15 protein-coding genes and 4 pseudogenes are annotated in these 16,967 nt (G+C 73.1%); 11 read left to right on the forward strand and 8 right to left on the reverse strand.

What is annotated here, in order from left to right:
- Positions 1–38: 38 nt before the first annotated feature.
- Both ACZ5TL_RS15730 and ACZ5TL_RS15735 read right to left on the reverse strand, forming a co-directional pair.
- Positions 39–626 carry a hydrogenase maturation protease gene (locus tag ACZ5TL_RS15730; protein ID WP_468590232.1) on the reverse strand — a complete coding sequence of 196 codons (588 nt, stop codon included), beginning with the start codon at positions 624–626 and terminating at the stop codon, positions 39–41.
- Positions 623–2,368, reverse strand: coding sequence for an enoyl-CoA hydratase-related protein (locus ACZ5TL_RS15735; protein ID WP_468590233.1), 1,746 nt, complete (start codon positions 2,366–2,368; stop codon positions 623–625). The genes ACZ5TL_RS15730 and ACZ5TL_RS15735 overlap by 4 nt, the downstream gene beginning before the upstream one ends.
- Positions 2,369–2,716: 348 nt before the next feature.
- Between ACZ5TL_RS15735 and ACZ5TL_RS15740 the strand changes: the two genes are divergently transcribed.
- Together ACZ5TL_RS15740 and ACZ5TL_RS15745 are read left to right on the forward strand one after the other, a co-directional pair.
- Positions 2,717–3,475, forward strand: a complete 759-nt coding sequence (locus tag ACZ5TL_RS15740) for an IclR family transcriptional regulator (protein ID WP_468590235.1) — start codon at positions 2,717–2,719, stop codon at positions 3,473–3,475.
- Positions 3,476–3,590: 115 nt separating this feature from the next.
- The gene (locus ACZ5TL_RS15745; RefSeq protein WP_468590237.1) at positions 3,591–4,805 is read left to right on the forward strand and encodes a PP2C family protein-serine/threonine phosphatase; all 1,215 of its coding nucleotides are present in this window, start codon (positions 3,591–3,593) and stop codon (positions 4,803–4,805) included.
- Between the two features lie 96 nt (positions 4,806–4,901).
- Here the strand turns inward: ACZ5TL_RS15745 and ACZ5TL_RS15750 are convergent, their stop codons facing one another.
- On the reverse strand, positions 4,902–5,036 hold the full coding sequence (locus tag ACZ5TL_RS15750; RefSeq protein ID WP_468590539.1) for a hypothetical protein: 135 nt from the start codon (positions 5,034–5,036) through the stop codon (positions 4,902–4,904).
- 40 nt (positions 5,037–5,076) lie between these two features.
- On the opposite strand from ACZ5TL_RS15750, the gene paaA reads away from it, so the two are divergent.
- The 7 genes and pseudogenes from paaA (at position 5,077) to ACZ5TL_RS15785 (ending at position 11,586) form a co-directional block, all read left to right on the forward strand.
- Entirely contained in the window at positions 5,077–6,063 is a 987-nt protein-coding gene (gene paaA / locus ACZ5TL_RS15755) for a 1,2-phenylacetyl-CoA epoxidase subunit PaaA (protein ID WP_468590239.1), read from the forward strand.
- Entirely contained in the window at positions 6,060–6,353 is a 294-nt protein-coding gene (gene paaB, locus ACZ5TL_RS15760) for a 1,2-phenylacetyl-CoA epoxidase subunit PaaB (protein WP_356447577.1), read from the forward strand. The genes paaA and paaB overlap by 4 nt, the downstream gene beginning before the upstream one ends.
- 10 nt (positions 6,354–6,363) lie before the next feature.
- Positions 6,364–7,191 carry a 1,2-phenylacetyl-CoA epoxidase subunit PaaC gene (gene paaC / locus ACZ5TL_RS15765; RefSeq protein WP_468590240.1) on the forward strand — a complete coding sequence of 276 codons (828 nt, stop codon included), beginning with the start codon at positions 6,364–6,366 and terminating at the stop codon, positions 7,189–7,191.
- A 79-nt stretch (positions 7,192–7,270) separates the two neighbouring features.
- A complete protein-coding gene (gene paaD / locus ACZ5TL_RS15770) occupies positions 7,271–7,786 on the forward strand; it encodes a 1,2-phenylacetyl-CoA epoxidase subunit PaaD (protein ID WP_468590241.1) in 516 nt (171 codons plus the stop codon).
- The gene (paaE, locus tag ACZ5TL_RS15775) at positions 7,786–8,901 is read left to right on the forward strand and encodes a 1,2-phenylacetyl-CoA epoxidase subunit PaaE (protein ID WP_468590243.1); all 1,116 of its coding nucleotides are present in this window, start codon (positions 7,786–7,788) and stop codon (positions 8,899–8,901) included. Before paaD ends, paaE begins: the two co-directional genes overlap by 1 nt.
- A 305-nt stretch (positions 8,902–9,206) precedes the next feature.
- Positions 9,207–9,460, forward strand: a pseudogene (locus ACZ5TL_RS15780) (aldehyde dehydrogenase family protein); the annotation flags it as partial.
- Between the two features lie 158 nt (positions 9,461–9,618).
- On the forward strand, positions 9,619–11,586 hold the full coding sequence (locus ACZ5TL_RS15785; RefSeq protein ID WP_468590245.1) for a heavy metal translocating P-type ATPase: 1,968 nt from the start codon (positions 9,619–9,621) through the stop codon (positions 11,584–11,586).
- Between the two features lie 9 nt (positions 11,587–11,595).
- Here ACZ5TL_RS15785 and ACZ5TL_RS15790 read toward each other — a convergent pair.
- Positions 11,596–11,984 (reverse strand): annotated as a pseudogene (locus tag ACZ5TL_RS15790) (substrate-binding domain-containing protein); the annotation flags it as partial.
- A 136-nt stretch (positions 11,985–12,120) separates the two neighbouring features.
- Between ACZ5TL_RS15790 and ACZ5TL_RS15795 the strand changes: the two are divergent.
- Positions 12,121–12,522, forward strand: a complete 402-nt coding sequence (locus tag ACZ5TL_RS15795) for an SseB family protein (RefSeq protein WP_468590246.1) — start codon at positions 12,121–12,123, stop codon at positions 12,520–12,522.
- A gap of 30 nt (positions 12,523–12,552) precedes the next feature.
- On the opposite strand, the gene ACZ5TL_RS15800 is transcribed toward ACZ5TL_RS15795, so the two are convergent.
- The 4 genes and pseudogenes from ACZ5TL_RS15800 to ACZ5TL_RS15815 all read right to left on the reverse strand — a co-directional run.
- Positions 12,553–12,939 carry a MarR family winged helix-turn-helix transcriptional regulator gene (locus ACZ5TL_RS15800; protein ID WP_468590248.1) on the reverse strand — a complete coding sequence of 129 codons (387 nt, stop codon included), beginning with the start codon at positions 12,937–12,939 and terminating at the stop codon, positions 12,553–12,555.
- A 73-nt stretch (positions 12,940–13,012) separates the two neighbouring features.
- The gene (locus ACZ5TL_RS15805) at positions 13,013–14,044 is read right to left on the reverse strand and encodes a LacI family DNA-binding transcriptional regulator (protein WP_468590250.1); all 1,032 of its coding nucleotides are present in this window, start codon (positions 14,042–14,044) and stop codon (positions 13,013–13,015) included.
- Positions 14,041–14,454, reverse strand: a pseudogene (locus ACZ5TL_RS15810) (ABC transporter permease subunit); the annotation flags it as partial. The gene ACZ5TL_RS15805 and the pseudogene ACZ5TL_RS15810, both read right to left, overlap by 4 nt.
- A gap of 2 nt (positions 14,455–14,456) precedes the next feature.
- A pseudogene (locus ACZ5TL_RS15815) lies at positions 14,457–14,654 on the reverse strand (sugar ABC transporter substrate-binding protein); the annotation flags it as partial.
- 153 nt (positions 14,655–14,807) lie between these two features.
- On the opposite strand from ACZ5TL_RS15815, the gene ACZ5TL_RS15820 reads away from it, so the two are divergent.
- The gene (locus ACZ5TL_RS15820; protein ID WP_468590251.1) at positions 14,808–16,829 is read left to right on the forward strand and encodes a beta-galactosidase; all 2,022 of its coding nucleotides are present in this window, start codon (positions 14,808–14,810) and stop codon (positions 16,827–16,829) included.
- Positions 16,830–16,967 lie beyond the last annotated feature (138 nt).

A 16,967-nucleotide genomic window follows, 5' to 3' on the forward strand; every position in this document is an offset into this window, starting at 1 on the left:
GCGCGCAGCCCCTCGCAGTCGGTAGGGAAATCGGTCCGCTACCGATCCTCCGTGCCGCCGCTCACCGTGCCCGGCAGCCCGGCCGACGACAGGGCGGCGGATTCGTCCGGGCGGCTCAACGGGGGAGTGGCCGCGGGGTCGGCGAGCAGCACCGGCACCATGGTGTGCAGCGCCGCGACGGCCCGCCCGACCGCCTCGCGCACCGTCGCGCTGACGCCCGGCGCGATGTCCTCGTCCGCGGGCGCCCGCAGCTCGGGCTCACAGGCCAGGACGAGGACGCGGGGGAGCGGTTCCTCGCCCAGATGGGCGGCCAGGGCGAGGACCTTCGCCGGGTCCATGCCGTGCGCCTCGGGAGGAGCGGCCGCGGCGGAGCCGCCGGGTGGATCCGGTTCGATCAGCGACAGGGTGCCCGGCTCGTGCCCCCGAACCGCCGCGTCGACCAGGACGGCCGTGTCGTAGCCGTCGAGCAGCGCGTACGCGAGGTCCATCCCCCGGATGCCGAAGTCCTTCACCCGCACCTGCGGCGGGAGCGGGTGGCGGTCCAGGGCGCGGATCACCTCGGGGCCGAAGGCGTCGTCCGCGAGAAAGATGTTCCCGACGCCCGCCACGAGCAGCCGCGCGCTCATCGCGCGCCGCCTTCGGCCAGCGGCCGGGCGGAGCCGCTCGGGACCTTGCGGACGAAGGCGGACCGCAGCGCGTGGTACGAAGCCTGCGGGTCGAAGAAGACGGCGCGCATGCGGGCGAGTTCGGCCCGCCGGTATTCGGCGAGAGGCCGCTGCAGCTCGTCCGCGTGCCGGGCCGTGGCCTTGGCGGTGATCCGGCGGGCGAGATCCGGGTCGCCGGCCACCTCGGCGGCCAGGCGCTCGACCTCCGGGGCGAGATCCCGGGAGGGGACCGGCACCAGACGGTCCACCAGCCCGATCCGCTCGGCGGTCGCCGCGCTCACCGGCAGCGCCTCGCTCGTCAGCCGCTCGGCCGTCTCGGCTCCCACGCGGCGGGGCAGCGAGTACGTCCAGAACTCCGAGCCGTACAGGCCCATCTTCCGGTAGTGCGGGTTGAGGACGCTGCCCGTGCGGCACCAGACCTCGTCGGCGGCCAGGGCGAGCATGACACCGCCGGCCGCCGCGTTGCCGCCGAGGGCCGCCACCACCACCCGGTCGGTCGTTCGCAGCACGGCCTCGACCAGGTCGTCCATGGCGACGAGGTTGGACCAGGACTCGCCCGCCGGGTCGCTCGACGCCTCGATGACGTTGAGGTGGATGCCGTTGGAGAAGAAGTCGCGGGCACCGCCGAGCACCAGCACCGAGGTGCGCCGGGTGAGCGCGTACCGGTACGCGGCGAGCAGCCTGCGGCAGTGGACGGTGCTCATCGCCCCGCCCGGGAACGAGAAGGACAGGAAGCCGATGTCCCCCCGCTGCCGGTAGCGGATGTCGGTCCAGGTGGTGCGCTCCGCGGGCAGTTCGAGCGCGACCGCGATCTCCGGCAGCCAGTACGGGCGGTCGCTCGAACCCTGCATGCCCGGGCCGCTGCCGGGTGGCGCCGGGAAGCCGGCGAGAACCGAGGCGGCCGGGCGGCGGAACGGTGACGGATCGCCGGAGTTCTTGCGCGGGCGCAGCTCCGGAATCCACACCGCCCCGTCCCGTGTGGCCCGGCAGAGCGCGCCGGACCGGGTCGCGAGCAGTTCCCCGGGCCGCCCGCGCAGCCGGTCCTCGGGATGCCCGCCGTGCAGGAACACCTCCCGGCCGCAGATCTCGTCCAGGACCCCCGGCTGCGAGTCGGCCCCGCGGAGCTTACGCAGGACCGTTTCCGTGTCGTCGTTCTCCCAGTCGATCCGCCTCTGCTCCTGGCGGAAGAAGTCCCGCCACATGACGCGGACCTCCGGGTCGCTCTGCGGCCGCGGCTTGAACGCCCCGTCGGCGTAGCGCCGCACGGCCAGCAGCACGGCGGCCGTGGCGGCATCGGCCACCTCGTTGCGGTACACGTCGCTCTTGCCGGCCGGCGGCACCGCAAACGGCCCGTCGGCCCAGATGTCACCCGCGTCCATCGCCGCCTCCGCCTGGAGCACCGTCACACCCCACTCGGACGCCTCCTCGGCGATCGCCCAGTCCAGCGACGACGGGCCCCGGTCACCGGGCGGCCCCGGGTGCACGATCAGGCAGGTGTACTCCCGCCACACGTCCTCCGGCAGGGCCGACTTCAGCATCGGCGCGACGATCAGTTCCGGGTGGACCTCCTGTACGGCGGCCCGGACCGCGTCGGCGCCGTGGGAGGCGAGCACGACGTCCACCCGGTGCCCTTCGTCCGAGAGTTCGGCGTACACACGCTGGGACAGGCTGTTGAACGCGCTGGCGACGAGCAAGATGTCCATGACACGGCATGTTCGCCGGTCGGGGGAGGGCCGAGAAGGACCACGGCGGCGTTTCGCCCCTCTCTGCCGCTTACGGCCGGTAGGGGCGTTGTTCGCGAACGTATGCGACGTCACGGTCCTGCGGTGATCACCGCCGCACGCCGAGGGCGGCCACCACGCGGACTCCGCCGAGACGGTGTACCGGACCGGTCACCGACCCGGACGGCTGTGGAACGCGGGGTGCGCGAGGCCATCCGGCACGGGGAGACACCGGTGACGTGAGTCGAGGCGTCGAGCGACGGGCGCCCGGGCCGGAGGGGCCGCCCCGGGACCTTGCCCGCAGCCGCACGCCTGGCGCACGCTGTTCCCATGGGTGCGCGAGACGGCCCTACGCTCATCAGCTCTGTCCAGCGGGCCATGCGGCTGCTGGAGGCGGTGAGCGCGCACGAGAACGGCGCGCCGGCCAAGCAGCTGGCGCGCGAGACGGGGCTGCCCCTGGCCACCGCCTACCACCTGCTGCGGACCCTGACGCACGACGGGTACGTGCGAAAGCTGGACGAGGGCGTCTTCGTCCTCGGTGACAAGCTCCAGACCCTGCAGTCCGCGGGGCGGGCGCAGGCCCTCCTCAACCGCGTGCGGCCCACCCTCGCCGCGCTCCGGGACGAGCTCGCGACCGCCGCGTACCTCACCTTCTACGAGGAGGGCGAGATCCGGGTCGCCGAGATCGTCGACGGCCCCGGAACGCCTCGCGTCGATCTCTGGGTGGGCTTCGAGGACGCGGGGCACGCCACCGCGCTGGGCAAGTCCGTGCTGCGGGAAATGGGCGAGGAGGCCCGTCAGGAGTACCTCTCCCGCCACCACCTCGCCGACCTCACCCCGCGGACCATCACCAGCCGGCCGGAGCTGCTCCGGCGGCTGGACACCTCACCCATGGCCCCGGCCGTCACGGACCTGGAGGAGTACTCCCTCGGCACGGTCTGCGTGGCCGTCCCGGTCTACAGCGGCGACACGCTCGGCTCCCTCGGTGTCTCCCTGCCGGCGAACCGGCTCCCCAGGCTGCGGGAGATCCGGGAGCGACTGCTCCCGACCGCGAGCCGTGTGACGAGGGGCCTCTCGCTCACTATCTGAAAATCCTCTCCTTGCCCGTGCCCCGGCTCACCCCGTTCTCTGGATGAAACGGACATTACGTGGGAGTGCCCCGAGCATCGCGCCCCCGCTCACAGGTGAGGACGTCGACGAGAACATGAGCCAGCGAGACCTTGGTGACGGCCACCGGCCGGTACGGCCGCCCGGCAGCCGCGCGGCCGGTTCCAGGACGCCGGCCCGCAGACGCGCCCTCGCGCAGCTGGCCGCCGGTACGCCCGTCCTGCCCCTGCTGGTCGTCTGCGTCGTCGTGCTCGCCGACCTCGCCGACGGAGCCGGGATGATCTGGCTGCCCCTGCTTGTGGCAGGTCCCGCCCTGGCGGCCACGACCAACGGGCCGCGCGGTGTCTTCTGGGTCGGCTTCCTCACCGCGGTGCTCGGCGCCGTACTCGGGGTCCGGGACGGGATGCCGGGAGGGGAGCTGACCGCCGTGCTGGCGGCCCTGGCGACGGTCACCCTCGCGAGTGGCCTGGCCAGCGTCCTGCGCGGGCGAAGGGAACGGGTGCTCGCCGCCGTCCGCTCGGTCGCGGAGACCGCCCAGCACGCGCTGCTCAGGCCCGTACCGGCGGTCGTGGGGCCGTTCCAGGTGGCCGTCCGCTACAGCGCGGCGGCGGCCGAGGCCCGGATCGGCGGGGACCTGTACGCACTGATCCCCACCCGGCACGGGGTCCGGCTGATCGTCGGCGACGTGCGCGGCAAGGGGCTGCCCGCCGTGGGGACCGCGGCGCTGGTGCTCGGTGTCTTCCGGGAAGCCGCCCACGACGAGCCCGATCTCCTCGCCGTGGTCGAGCGGATCGAGCGGAGCCTCGCCCGTAACCTCGGGCACGACGACTTCGTCACCGCCGTGGTCGCCGGATACCCGCGGCCCGGGCACCTGGAGGTCGTGAACTGCGGGCACGCACCCCCGCTGCTGGTGCGCGCCTCCGGGACCGTCACCGCGGTGGAACCCCCGCATCCGGCCCCGCCGCTCGGACTGCGCGCCCTCGCGGGTCACCCGCCCGGGCTGCAGACGCTGCCCTTCGCCGACGGCGACCAGCTGCTGCTCTACACCGACGGGGTCACCGAGGCCCGCGACGGCGGGCGGGCCTTCTACCCGCTCGCCGAACGGCTGGAGCGCCACGTCTCCCGCGAGCCTGGCCGCACCCTCGACACCCTGCACGACGAACTGCTCGCCCACGTGGGCGGCCGGCTGCACGACGACGCGGCCCTGCTCCTGATCCGCAAGCCGGCCGCGGACCGGGCGCGGGCTTTCGAGGCGGGCGGTCCCGGCCCCGCCGCTCCCGCTCGGACGCCCGAGGCGAAGTACTGCTCATGAGAGCCGCCGCGGCCGGCCCGGACCACGCCTCGCACAGGTCCCTGACCCTGCGGATCTTGCCCACGGAGCGCTCCAGGGGCTCCGGTTCGACGACCGTCACGTCGGCGGAGATGCCGATGCGGGCCGGGCCGTGCCGGGCGGCAGCCGGGTCAGGTCGCGGGTGCGGTAGCGGACGACCGGCAGGGCCTCCTCGGTCAGGCCGGGGGCTACCGCGGCGTGCCGGCTTGTCATACCATGGACCGAACGAATGGTCGGTTGGGAAGTGGGACGGATGGACACGACACACTCCAGCCCCCCGGGGGCGGACGGCGGCGAGCCGGTTCTCCAGCAGCACTTCGACGCGACGATCGCGCGGGACCAGCGGATCGAACCGCGCGACTGGATGCCCGAGGACTACCGGAAGACACTGGTCCGGCAGATCGCGCAGCACGCGCACTCGGAGATCATCGGCATGCAGCCGGAGGGCGAGTGGATCACCCGCGCCCCCTCGCTGCGCCGCAAGGCCATCCTCTTCGCGAAGGTCCAGGACGAGGCCGGGCACGGGCTGTACCTGTACTCGGCGGCCGAGACGCTGGGCGCCGACCGCGCCGATCTGACCGACCGGCTGATCGAGGGCCGCCAGAAGTACTCGTCGATCTTCAACTACCCGACGGTGAGCTTCGCGGACGTCGGGGTGATCGGCTGGTTCGTGGACGGCGCCGCGATCTGCAACCAGGTGCCGCTGTGCCGCTCGTCGTACGGGCCGTACGCGCGCGCCATGGTGCGGATCTGCAAGGAGGAGTCGTTCCACCAGCGGCAGGGCTACGAGCTGCTGATGACGATGATGCGCGGCACCCCGGCGCAGCGCGAGATGGTGCAGGACGCCGTGAACCGCTGGTGGTGGCCGTCGCTGATGATGTTCGGCCCGCCCGACGACGCCTCGCCCAACTCCGCGCGGTCCATGGCCTGGAAGATCAAGCGGCACAGCAACGACGAACTGCGCCAGCGTTTCGTCGACATGACCGTCCCGCAGGCCGGGAAGCTCGGCGTGACGCTCCCGGATCCGGAGCTGCGCTGGAACGAGGAGCGGGGCCGTCACGACTTCGGAACCCCCGACTGGGACGAGCTGATGCGGGTCATCAAGGGCGACGGCCCGTGCAACGCCCAGCGGATGACGCGGCGCCGCACGGCCCACGAGGAGGGCGCCTGGGTGCGCGAGGCGGCCACCGCCCACGCGGCCAAGCAGGCGTCCCGCGAGCGGAAGGGAGCGGTGGCATGACCGCCGGCAAGCAGGACTGGCCGCTGTACGAGGTGTTCGTACGGGGCAAACGCGGCCTGAACCACGTCCACGTGGGCTCGCTGCACGCCGCCGACGACCGCATGGCGCTCACCCACGCCCGCGACCTCTACACCCGCCGCAACGAGGGCGTCTCGATCTGGGTCGTCCGCTCCGAGCACATCGCCGCCTCCACCCGCGACGAGAAGGACCCCTTCTTCGCGCCCAGCGCCGACAAGGTCTACCGGCACCCGACCTTCTACGACATCCCCGACGACGTCCCGCACATCTGAAGGAGAGGGCATGAGTGACGACCACGTCTACATGACCCTCGCCGAGGGACACGAGGACGACACCCGCTGGGCCTACGGCACCGGCTTCGAGGACCCGCTGCACGGCGTCGACACCGCCGTGCCCGAGGGCGTCGACGCCGGTGAACTGGCCCGCCTCTGCGTCGCCCTGGCCGACGACGCCCTGGTCTCGGCCCAGCGGCTCGCCGAGTGGACCACCCGCGCCCCCGAGCTGGAGGAGGAGGTGGCGCTGGCCAACATCGGACTCGACCTGCTGGGCCAGGCCCGCCTGCTCTACGCCCGCGCGGGCCAGGTCGACGGCACCGGCCGCGACGAGGACGCCTACGCCTACTTCCGCGACGCCGGCGACTTCCGCAACGTACGCCTGGCCGAACTCCCCAACGGGGATTTCGCGTTCTCGGTCGTCCGGCTGCTGGTGTTCTCCAGCTGGCGCCTCGCCCACTTCGAGCGGCTCACGGCCCACCGCGACCCGGTGCTCGCGGCGATCGCCGCCAAGGGAGTCAAGGAGCTGGCGTACCACCGACAGTACGCGGCCGAATGGGCCGTGCGCCTCGGCGACGGCACCGAGGAGTCGCACCGCCGGATGCGCAAGGCGCAGGAGCAGGTGGCGCCCTACCTGGGCGAGCTGTTCACGGCGTACGACGTCCGCGACGAGGTGGTCGCCGTCCTGCGCCAGGTCACCGAGGCGGCCGGGCTGCCCATGCCCGTCTACCGCCCCCTGCCCGGCTCGGGCCGCACCGGCGACCACACCGGGCATCTCGCCCCGCTGCTCGCCGAGTTGCAGGGCGTGGCCCGGGCCCACCCGGAGGCGACATGGTGACGACATCCATGCGGGTACGAGGAGCGCGGCGCGCCGCCGAGCCGGTGTACGGCCATGAACCGCCCACGCGGGAGGCGACATGGTGACGACGCTCCTGGACGCGCGGCGCGCCCGGCGGATCGCCGAGCAGGTGCCCGACCCCGAGCTGCCCATGCTCACGCTGGCCGACCTCGGGGTGCTGCGCGAGGTGTCCCTGACCCCGGACGGGACGGTGGTCGCGAGCCTCACCCCGACCTACTCGGGCTGCCCGGCCATGGCGGAGATGCGCGCCGGCGTGGCCGCCCGGCTGCGCGAGGCGGGGTACGCGCGTGTGGAGATCCGCACCGTCCTCGACCCGCCCTGGACCAGTGACTGGATCACCCCGGCCGGCCGCCGCAAGCTCGCCGAGCACGGCATCGCCCCGCCCGGGGCCGCGCCCGCGCGCGCCACCGGCCCGGTGCCGCTCGTGCTCGAGCCGACCCGCCGCCGCGTGTCCTGCCCCCGCTGCGGCAGCGCGGACACCGAGGAGACCTCCCGCTTCGCCGCCACGTCCTGCAAGGCCCTGTGGCGCTGCCTCGCCTGCCGCGAGCCGTTCGAGTACGTCAAGGAGATCTGATGGAGGACCTGATGGAGCCGGCCCCCGCCCCGGCGGCACGCGCGCGTGCCCGCCGACGTCCGGTCTTCCACCCCCTGCGGATCGCCGCCGTGCAGCCGCTGTGCGAGGACGCCGTGGCAGTGGCCTTCGACATCCCGGCCGAACTGGCCGAGGAGTTCGCCTTCGCGCCCGGCCAGTCGCTCACCCTGCGGCGCGAGGTCGACGGCCGGGACGAACGCCGCTCGTACTCGATCTGCTCACCGGCCGGCACGGCGCCGCGCATCGGCGTCCGGGTCGTGCCGGGCGGCCTGTTCTCCTCCTGGCTGGTGCACGATGTGCGCCCCGGCGACACGGTCGAGGTGATGGCCCCCACCGGCGCCTTCACCCCCGACCTCACCACTCCCGGCCACCACGTCCTCATCGCGGCCGGCTCCGGCATCACGCCGATGGTCTCCATCGCCGAGTCCGTCCTGGCCGCCGACTCCCGCTCGGAGGTCACCCTCCTCTACGGCAACCGCCGCACCGGCACCGTGATGTTCGCCGACGAGCTCGCCGACCTGAAGGACATCTACCCGACGCGCTTCCAGCTCGCCCACGTCCTCTCCCGGGAGCCCCGCGAGGCCGAGGTGCTGTCCGGCCGCCTCGACGCCGAGCGGCTCTCGGCACTCGTCGGCGCACTGGTCGACGTGCCGTCCGCCGACCACTGGTGGCTGTGCGGCCCGCACGGCATGGTCCGCTCCGCCCAGCAGGTCCTGTCCGGCCTCGGCGTGCCCGGCGCCCGCGTCCACCAGGAGCTCTTCTACGCCGACGACGAGCCCGTACACGAGGTCCACCACCCCGAGGCCGGCCCGTCCGGCCCGGTCAGCCAGGTCACCATCACCCTGGACGGCCGCTCCACGACCTCCGCGCTGTCCCGGGAGCGCAGCATCCTCGAAGGCGCCCAGCAGACCCGCCCCGACCTGCCCTTCGCCTGCAAGGGCGGCGTCTGCGGCACCTGCCGGGCCCTGGTCACCGAAGGCACGGCGGACATGCGCCGCAACTTCGCCCTCGAACCGTCCGAGGTCGACGCGGGCTACGTCCTCACCTGCCAGTCGTTCCCGGTGTCCGACGCGCTGACGGTGGACTTCGACACCTGATCCCTCGGTCGAGGGGGTCTGCGGCCCGGAGCCTGGGGCCGGTCCTCAGGGGGCCGGCAGACTGCCGTCCGCGAGTTCCTCCGGGGCGCTCATCATCGACGAGACGGGCGTGGACGAGGGCCTCCGGGCCTGGGCGAACGCCGTCGAGGCCGGCACGTCGGCAGCGTCGGGCCGACCACCGCCCCCCGCGACCCGGCGGGTCGCACGGCCCGCAGCACCGAGGGCGCGCCCGGTCGGCGGGTGGACACCGGTCCCGGCCCGTCGGACCCGTACGCCACCAGGAGAGACGAGATGACCGAGGTACTGTCTTCGGCCCGGTCGCCGCGATCCTCACCTTCGACGGCGAGGACGAGGTGCTGCGCCGCGCCGACGACACCCCCTGGGGTCTCGTCGGCTACGTCTTCACCCAGGGGCTGGACCGCGGCCTGCGGGTCAGCGAGCGTCTGGAGGTGGGCATGGTCGGCCTCGACACCGGCCTCGTCTCCAACCCGGTCGCGCCCTTCGGCGGCGTCAAGACGAGTTCCTGGAGTACCAGTACGTCGCGGTGCCGGTGAGATGACGTCGCTCCTGATCCCGGCGCTCCCCGTCCCGTCGTTCCACGCCCTGTCGTTCCCCGCCCGGGGCGCTCTCCGCCGGGGGATGAAGACATGAATCAGTCTTCATGTGTTCCTGTATGGTGTGGGGGCCACGCACGCGTCCCCGCCCTAAGGACCCCTGATGACCTCCACCCTCACGCCGCGGCCGGTCGAGCGGGCGGAGCCCGCACGCACCGGGGCCGTGCCCCGGCGGCGTACCCGTGTCCTCGCGCTTCCCGAGGCGCGCTGGGCCACGGCGGCCACCGCCTTCTTCCTGCTCGCGCTGCCCCTCCAGCTCACCGGCGCTCCCGCCTGGGCCTGGGGCCCGCTGTACGCCCTGTCGTACGTCACCGGCGGCTGGGAGCCTGGCTGGGAAGGGCTCAAGGCGCTGAAGGACCGCACCCTGGACGTCGACCTGCTGATGGTCGTCGCCGCCTTGGGCGCGGCCTCCATCGGGCAGGTCATGGACGGCGCGCTGCTCATCGTCATCTTCGCCACCTCGGGCGCCCTGGAGGCCCTGGCGACGGCCCGCACCGCCGACTCCGTCCGCGGCCTGCTCGACCTCGCCCCCGCCACCGCCACCCGGCTGACCCCGGACGGCGGCGAACAGGTGGTGCCGGTCGAGGAGCTGGCCGTCGGGGACACCGTCCTCGTCCGCCCCGGCGAGCGCGTCGGCGCCGACGGCCGGGTGCTGCACGGGGCGAGCGAGGTCGACCAGGCGACCATCACCGGCGAGCCGCTCCCCGTGGCCAAGGAGCGGGGCGACGAGGTCTTCGCGGGCACCCTCAACGGCACCGGCGCCCTGCGGGTCCGGGTCGAACGCGACGCGTCCGACTCGGTGATCGCCCGGATCGTCCGTATGGTGCAGGAGGCGTCCGAGACCAAGGCGCCCACGCAGCTGTTCATCGAGAAGGTCGAACAGCGCTACTCGCTGGGCATGGTGGCCGCGACCCTGGCCGTCTTCCTGGTGCCGCTGGCCTTCGGCGAACAGCTCACCGAGGCGCTGCTGCGCGCCATGACGTTCATGATCGTGGCCTCCCCGTGCGCGGTCGTGCTGGCCACCATGCCGCCCCTGCTGTCGGCCATCGCCAACGCCGGACGGCACGGCGTGCTGGTGAAGTCGGCCGTGGTGATGGAGCGGCTGGGGCAGATCGACGCGGTCGCGCTGGACAAGACCGGCACGCTGACCGAGGGAAGCCCGCGGGTCACCGACGTCCGGCCGCTGCCCGGATCCGGCCTGGACGAAGCCGGGTTGCTGGCACTGGCGGCAGCCGCCGAGCGGCCCAGCGAACATCCGCTGGCCCGCGCGGTCGTCGACGCGGCGCGCGAACGCGGACTGGACCTTCCCGACGCTGAGGACTTCACCTCCTCGCCCGGCGTGGGAGTGACCGCCGTCGTGGGCGGCCGTACGGTCGCGGTGGGCGCCCCGGCCCGGCTGGTGGACGACGCCGTGGAGACGGCCGCGGAACTGGAGGAGTCCGGCCGCACCGCCGTCCTGGTCGTCGTCGACGGCGCCCCCGCCGGACTGCTCGGCATCGCCGACCGGCCGCGCCCCGACGCCGCCGCCACGGTCGCCTCCCTCGCCGGGCTCACCGGCACCGCCCCGGTGCTCCTCACCGGCGACAACGCCCGCGCCGCCGCGCACCTCGCGGCCGAGACCGGCATCGACGACGTGCGCGCCGGACTGCTGCCACAGGACAAGCTGGCCGCCGTCCAGGAGATGGCGGGCGCGGGCCGCAAGGTGCTGGTCGTCGGGGACGGCGTCAACGACGCCCCCGCCCTGGCCGCCGCCCACACTGGGGTCGCCATGGGCCGGGCGGGCTCCGACCTCGCCCTGGAGACCGCCGACGTGGTGATCGTGCGCGACGAACTCGCCGCGGTCCCCACCACCGTCGCCCTCTCCCGCCGTGCCCGCCGGCTGGTCGTGCAGAACCTCGTCATCGCCGGGGTGTTCATCGCCGGCCTCGTCGTCTGGGACCTGGCAGGTGACCTGCCGCTGCCGCTGGGCGTCGCGGGCCACGAGGGCTCCACGGTCCTGGTCGGTCTGAACGGCCTGCGGTTGCTGCGGGAGGGGGCCTGGCAGCGGGCCGCCGCCGAGGGGCGTGACTGACCAGGCCCGTCAGCGCGCCGGGGGCGGGCCGGTGCCGGCCCGCACCACGAGGTCCACAGGGACGAGGGTGTCGACGCCCGGCTGGCGCCCGGGCCGTCGATGCGGTCCAGGAGGAGCCGCAGCGAGCGGGTGCCGATCTCGGTGAAGTCCGTACGCACCGTCGTCAGCGGGGGGCAGGAAGTGCGCCGCCTCGGGGATGTCGTCGTAGCCGACGACGCTGACCTCCCCGGGGATGGAACGCCCGGACTCGTGCAGGGCGTGCAGCAGGCCGAGGGCCATCTGGTCGTTGGAGGCGAACACCGCCGTCACGTCCGCGCGCCGGGCCGGCCGGCGCCCAGGTCGTAGCCCGAACCGGCGTCCCAGTCCCCGACGAGAGGGCCCGGCACGTCGGCACCGGATCTCCGCTGTGCTTCGGCGAACCCAGGAGATCCACCAGGATTGCCCCGGGCCCGTTCGGGTACGCGAGCAGGACCGCGCCCGGGGCGAACCATGTGCCGGGTGGGCCGTACGATCGCCGCTACCAGGGAATCTGCCATGGAGACACCCGCAAACGACCCTACGCCCACGCCCGCCCAGCGGGCTCTGGACGTCCTCACCGAGAACACCGAGGACACGGTGGCTCTGGACGCGCTCGCGAACAGCGACGTGCTCATCCCCGTGCCCGACGACGCGAACGACGCCGACGCCGCCAGTCCCTCGGCGGTGGCGCTGCCGGTGCTGGAGCAGCCGGGCGGTGAGCCGGTGGTGCCCGTGTTCACCTCCGAGGTGGAGATGGCCGGGCTGCTGCCGTTCGTCTCCCGCTACCGCCTGGTGCCGCTCGGCGCCCTCGCCGCACAGTGGCCGGCCGACGATCTGTCGCTCACCATCGACGGCAGCTCGGAGCACCGCCTGACGCTCACCTCGGAGGGAGTCCGTACCCTGCTGGCACGCCCGTAGGACGACCGACCCTGTCCGGGCCCGGGCGGTCTACTCGCCCAGGGTCCGGGCCAGTGCGGCGCGCTGCAGGGGCAGCACCTCGGCGTGCAGCTCACGGCCCTTGGCCGTCAGGGCCACCCACACCCCCCGCCGGTCCTCCACGCACACGGACCGCGTCACCAGCCCGTCCTTCTCCAGCCGGGCGATCAACCGGGACAGCGCGCTCTGGCTGAGATGGACCCGCCCCGCCAGGTTCTGCACCCGGCACTGCTCGCCCTCCTCGGGCGCCGCGGTCGCGAGCATGTCCAGGACCTCGAAGTCGGACGCGCCGAGACCGTGCGGATGCAGCGCCCGGTCGATCTCGCACATCGTGCGCGCGTGCGCCGACAGGATGTCCCGCCACCTGTCCTCGAGCGCACCAGCCGTTTTCCCCGCCATATGGGAACGGTAACACCGGTGCGGCGTTCAATGACCGTGCATGCAGTGGGCGCCCCCCGCCGGGAAGCGGCCCCTACGTCGACTCCCGTTTGACCAGCTCGGTCGGCAGGATCACCGCCGCCGGATCCTCGCCCCCGATCTGTGCGAGCAGCACCCGCACCATCTCGGCGCTGATGCGGTCCCAGGGCTGCCGGATGGTCGTGAGCTCGGGGCTGGAGGCGACCGCGGCCGGCGAGTCGTCGAAACCGCCCACCGCGACGTCCTCCGGCACCCGCCGCCCCGCCCGCTGCAGGGCGGTCAGCACACCCTGGGCCATGAGGTCCGAGGCGACGAACACCGCGTCCATGTCCGGGGCCTGCGCCAGCAGCCGCTCGGCGCCCGCCTCGCCGCTCGCCCGGCTGTAGTCGCCGGAGACGACGAGACGCTCGTCGAAGTCCAGGCCCGCCTCCGCGAGCACCTCCTTGTAGCCGGCGAGGCGCTCGACACCGCCGGGCGTGTCCAGTGGCCCCGTCACCATGCCCACCCGGCGCCGCCCGAGCGACAGCAGGTGACGCACCATGTCGCGGGCGCCGTCGCGGTCGTCGGCGGCCACGTAGCTGACCTTCGAGCCCAGCCCGAGCGGCTTCCCGCACGCCACCAGCGGCACACCGGCCCCGCGCAGCTGCTCGGCGACGGGATCGCCGGAGTGGCTGGAGACCAGCAGCACCCCGTCGACGTGCCCGGCGGTGATGTACCGCGCGATGCGCCGCCGTTCGTCCTCGGTGCCCGTCAGCATCAGCAGCAACGGGATGTCGTGCGCGGCGAGCGCCTGGGTGCAGCCGCGCAGCAGGACGTTGAAGTTGGGGTCCTCGAAGAACCGCTCCTGCGGCTCCGTGAGCAGGAAGCCGATCGAGTCCGACCGCCCGGTGATCAGGGAGCGTGCGTGCCGGTTGACGACGTAACCCGTCCTGCGGATGGCCGCGTTGACCGCTTCCTGGGCGGCGGGGCTGACGTAGTGGCCGCCGTTGAGCACACGCGAGACGGTGCCGCGCGAGACCCCCGCCTCGCGCGCCACGTCGTGGATCGTGGGCGGCCTGCGCCTGCCCCCCGCAGCGTTCATGGTCATGACTTTACGGCTCCGGAGAGCAGATCCAGACTCCAGAACCGCTGGATGACCGGGAAGAGGGCGACCAGCGGAAGCAGCGCGAGGAACGCGCCCGTGATCACCAGCGTGCACGGCGCCGGGGTGTTGGCGCCCTGCTCCAGCAACGTGAACAGGCCGAGCGTGATCGGGAACCTCTCGTCGTCACTCAACATGATGTACGGCAGCGGGAAGTTGTTCCAGATCGCCACGAACTGGAACAGGAACACCGTCACCATGCCGGGGATACGGCATGGTGACGTGCGTGAAGATCCGCCACTCGCCGGCACCGTCCATCCGCCCGGCCTCCACCACGTCGGCGGGCACCGCGGCGACGGCATAGATCCGCGCGAGGTAGACGCGTACGGGGAGAGGATCTGCGGCAGCAGGACGGACCCGCCGGCACGAGGTCGGGCGCCTTGCCCGCCTTGTGCGCGGTGAGGATCTTGGTGACCAGCGTGTCACCGGACGCCTGCTTCTTCACCGTGACGGTGATCCGGTCCTTCTTGCCCGGCCCCTTGTTCCACAGGTCCACGACCTTGCCCATGCCGGGGGCCCAGGTCCAGTAGGTCAGCGAGACCGGGCCCGAGGTCGCCGCGGGGACCTGCCATGTGTCTGTGAGCGTTCACAGTAGAGAAACATCCTGGACGCTGGTGAGCGATTGTTGCTGTGCCGTTATGTTGGCTTCAGTAGTGCATCCTTTGTGTGTGCACGTTCCCAATCTGACCGATCGACCGGGAGGCCATCCATGTTGGACACCACCCCCAGGGGCCTCACCAGGCTCGCCTTCGGTGGGGACTACAACCCCGAGCAGTGGCCGGAAAGCGTCTGGCAGGAGGACGTCCGGCTGATGCGGGAGGCCGGCGTCACGATGGTGAGCGTCGGGATCTTCTCCTGGGCGCTGCTGGAACCCTCACCCGGCGCGTACGACTTCGGCTGGCTGGACCGGCTCCTGGACCTGCTGCACGAGCACGGCATCCGCGTCGGCCTCGGCACCCCCACCGTCGTCCCGCCCGCCTGGTTCTACCGGGCCCACCCCGAAGCGCTGCCCGTGACCGCCGAGGGCGTGCGCTACGAGTTCGGCTCCCGGGCGGCGATCTGCCACAGCAACGCCGACTACCGCGCGGCCGCCGCCACCATCACCACCCGGCTCGCCGAGCGCTACGGCGACCACCCGGCCCTGGCGATGTGGCACGTGCACAACGAGTACGGCGTCCCCGTCTCGGCCTGCTACTGCGACTCCTGCGCCGCCCACTTCCGCCGCTGGCTGGCGACGACGTACCGCACGGTCGAGTCGGTCAACGAAGTCTGGGGCACGGCCTTCTGGGGTCAGCGCTACACGGACCTCGAGCAGATCAACCCGCCCCGGCTCACCCCGGCGGCCGTCAACCCCGGCCAGGCGCTGGACTACAAGCGGTTCGCCGACGCCACCATGCGCGAGAACTTCGTCGCGGAGCGGGACATCCTGCACCGCCTCTCGCCGGGCGTCCCGGTCACCACCAACTTCATGACGGCCCTGAGCCAGTGCGACTCCGTCGACTACTGGGCCTGGGGCCGCGAGGTCGACCTCGTCACCAACGACCACTACCTGATCACCGACGGCCGCCGGACCCACGTCAATCTGGCGATGGCCGCCGACCTCACCCGCTCCGTCGCCGGCGGCGCCCCCTGGCTGCTGCTGGAGCACTCCACCTCGGGTGTCAACTGGCAGCCCCGCAACCCCGCCAAGGCCCCCGGCCAGATGGCCCGCAACTCCCTCACGCATGTGGCGCGCGGCTCCGAGGGCGCCATGTTCTTCCAGTGGCGCCAGTCCCGGCGCGGCGCCGAGAAGTTCCACTCGGCGATGGTCCCGCACGGCGGCACCGACACCCGCGTCTGGTGCGAGGTCGTCGAACTGGGCGCGTCCCTCGAGGCGCTGAGCGAGATCCGCGGCACCCGTACCGAGGCCGACGTGGCCGTGGTGTGGGACTGGCACTCCTGGTGGGCGCAGAACCTCGACTGGCGCCCCAGCGTCGACCACGACGCCCGCGAGCGCGCCGACGCCTTCTACGAGGCCCTCTACGACCGCCACCTCACCGCCGACTTCGCCTATCCGGAAGCCGACTTGTCGAGGTATCCCCTTGTCGTCGTACCGGCTCTGTACCTGATGACGGAAGCGGCCGGCCGCAACATGAGGGCCTACGTCGAGAACGGCGGCACGCTCGTCGTCTCGTACTTCTCCGGCATCGTCGACGAGCACGACGCCGTCCACGAGGGCGCCTACCCGGGCCCGCTGCGGGACGTCCTCGGTCTCACCGTCGAGGAGTTCTCACCGCTGCTGCCCGGCGAACGGGTGCGGGTCACCGGCCCCGACGGGACCGAGCTGGGCGCCGACGTGTGGACGGAGTTCGTGGTGCCCCGCGGCGCCGAGACCATCCTGACGTACGCAGGCGGGCTGGCCACCGGTCTGCCCGCCGTCACCCGCCACCGCCTCGGCGAGGGAACCGCCTGGTACGTCTCCACCCGGCTCGGCGCCGACGGCCTGGACGCGCTGCTCGGCATGGCGAGCGAGGACGCCCGGCTCGTCCCGCGCTCCGACCTGCCCCGGGACGTCGAACTGGTCCGCCGCACCGGCGAGTCGGGCACCTACCTGTTCGCCGTCAACCACACCGGCTCGGACGCCGAGGTGCCGCTGGAGGCCAGCGGCACCGAGCTGCTGACCGGCGAGCGCGCCGCCGGCCGCCTGGTGGTCCCGGCCGGAGCCGTCCGGGTCGTCCGGCTCGACGCCTGAACCGACTCCCTCCGCCCGCGCGAGCCACGAGCCGCGGGCGGAGGGCTCGCCCCTCTCACCCGCCCCCTTCCTTCCGGTCCGTCCGCGTCCCGAACTCTTCGACCATGTAAGGCAGTTCGGAATCGGTCAACGATGAGG

It is taken from the genome of Streptomyces sp. NPDC033136 (assembly GCF_055578235.1).

Excerpts from the sequence above, each read along its gene's own strand:
- paaD (WP_468590241.1), top strand. The coding sequence starts at position 7,271 with ATGGTGACGACGCTCCTGGACGCGCGGCGCGCCCGGCGGATCGCCGAG.
- paaA (WP_468590239.1), top strand. The coding sequence starts at position 5,077 with ATGGACACGACACACTCCAGCCCCCCGGGGGCGGACGGCGGCGAGCCG.
- ACZ5TL_RS15785 (WP_468590245.1), top strand. The coding sequence starts at position 9,619 with ATGACCTCCACCCTCACGCCGCGGCCGGTCGAGCGGGCGGAGCCCGCA.
- ACZ5TL_RS15750 (WP_468590539.1), bottom strand. The coding sequence starts at position 5,036 with ATGACAAGCCGGCACGCCGCGGTAGCCCCCGGCCTGACCGAGGAGGCC.
- ACZ5TL_RS15745 (WP_468590237.1), top strand. The coding sequence starts at position 3,591 with ATGAGCCAGCGAGACCTTGGTGACGGCCACCGGCCGGTACGGCCGCCC.
- ACZ5TL_RS15800 (WP_468590248.1), bottom strand. The coding sequence starts at position 12,939 with ATGGCGGGGAAAACGGCTGGTGCGCTCGAGGACAGGTGGCGGGACATC.
- ACZ5TL_RS15740 (WP_468590235.1), top strand. The coding sequence starts at position 2,717 with ATGGGTGCGCGAGACGGCCCTACGCTCATCAGCTCTGTCCAGCGGGCC.
- ACZ5TL_RS15795 (WP_468590246.1), top strand. The coding sequence starts at position 12,121 with ATGGAGACACCCGCAAACGACCCTACGCCCACGCCCGCCCAGCGGGCT.
- ACZ5TL_RS15735 (WP_468590233.1), bottom strand. The coding sequence starts at position 2,368 with ATGGACATCTTGCTCGTCGCCAGCGCGTTCAACAGCCTGTCCCAGCGT.
- ACZ5TL_RS15820 (WP_468590251.1), top strand. The coding sequence starts at position 14,808 with ATGTTGGACACCACCCCCAGGGGCCTCACCAGGCTCGCCTTCGGTGGG.
- paaE (WP_468590243.1), top strand. The coding sequence starts at position 7,786 with ATGGAGGACCTGATGGAGCCGGCCCCCGCCCCGGCGGCACGCGCGCGT.
- paaB (WP_356447577.1), top strand. The coding sequence starts at position 6,060 with ATGACCGCCGGCAAGCAGGACTGGCCGCTGTACGAGGTGTTCGTACGG.
- ACZ5TL_RS15730 (WP_468590232.1), bottom strand. The coding sequence starts at position 626 with ATGAGCGCGCGGCTGCTCGTGGCGGGCGTCGGGAACATCTTTCTCGCG.
- paaC (WP_468590240.1), top strand. The coding sequence starts at position 6,364 with ATGAGTGACGACCACGTCTACATGACCCTCGCCGAGGGACACGAGGAC.
- ACZ5TL_RS15805 (WP_468590250.1), bottom strand. The coding sequence starts at position 14,044 with ATGACCATGAACGCTGCGGGGGGCAGGCGCAGGCCGCCCACGATCCAC.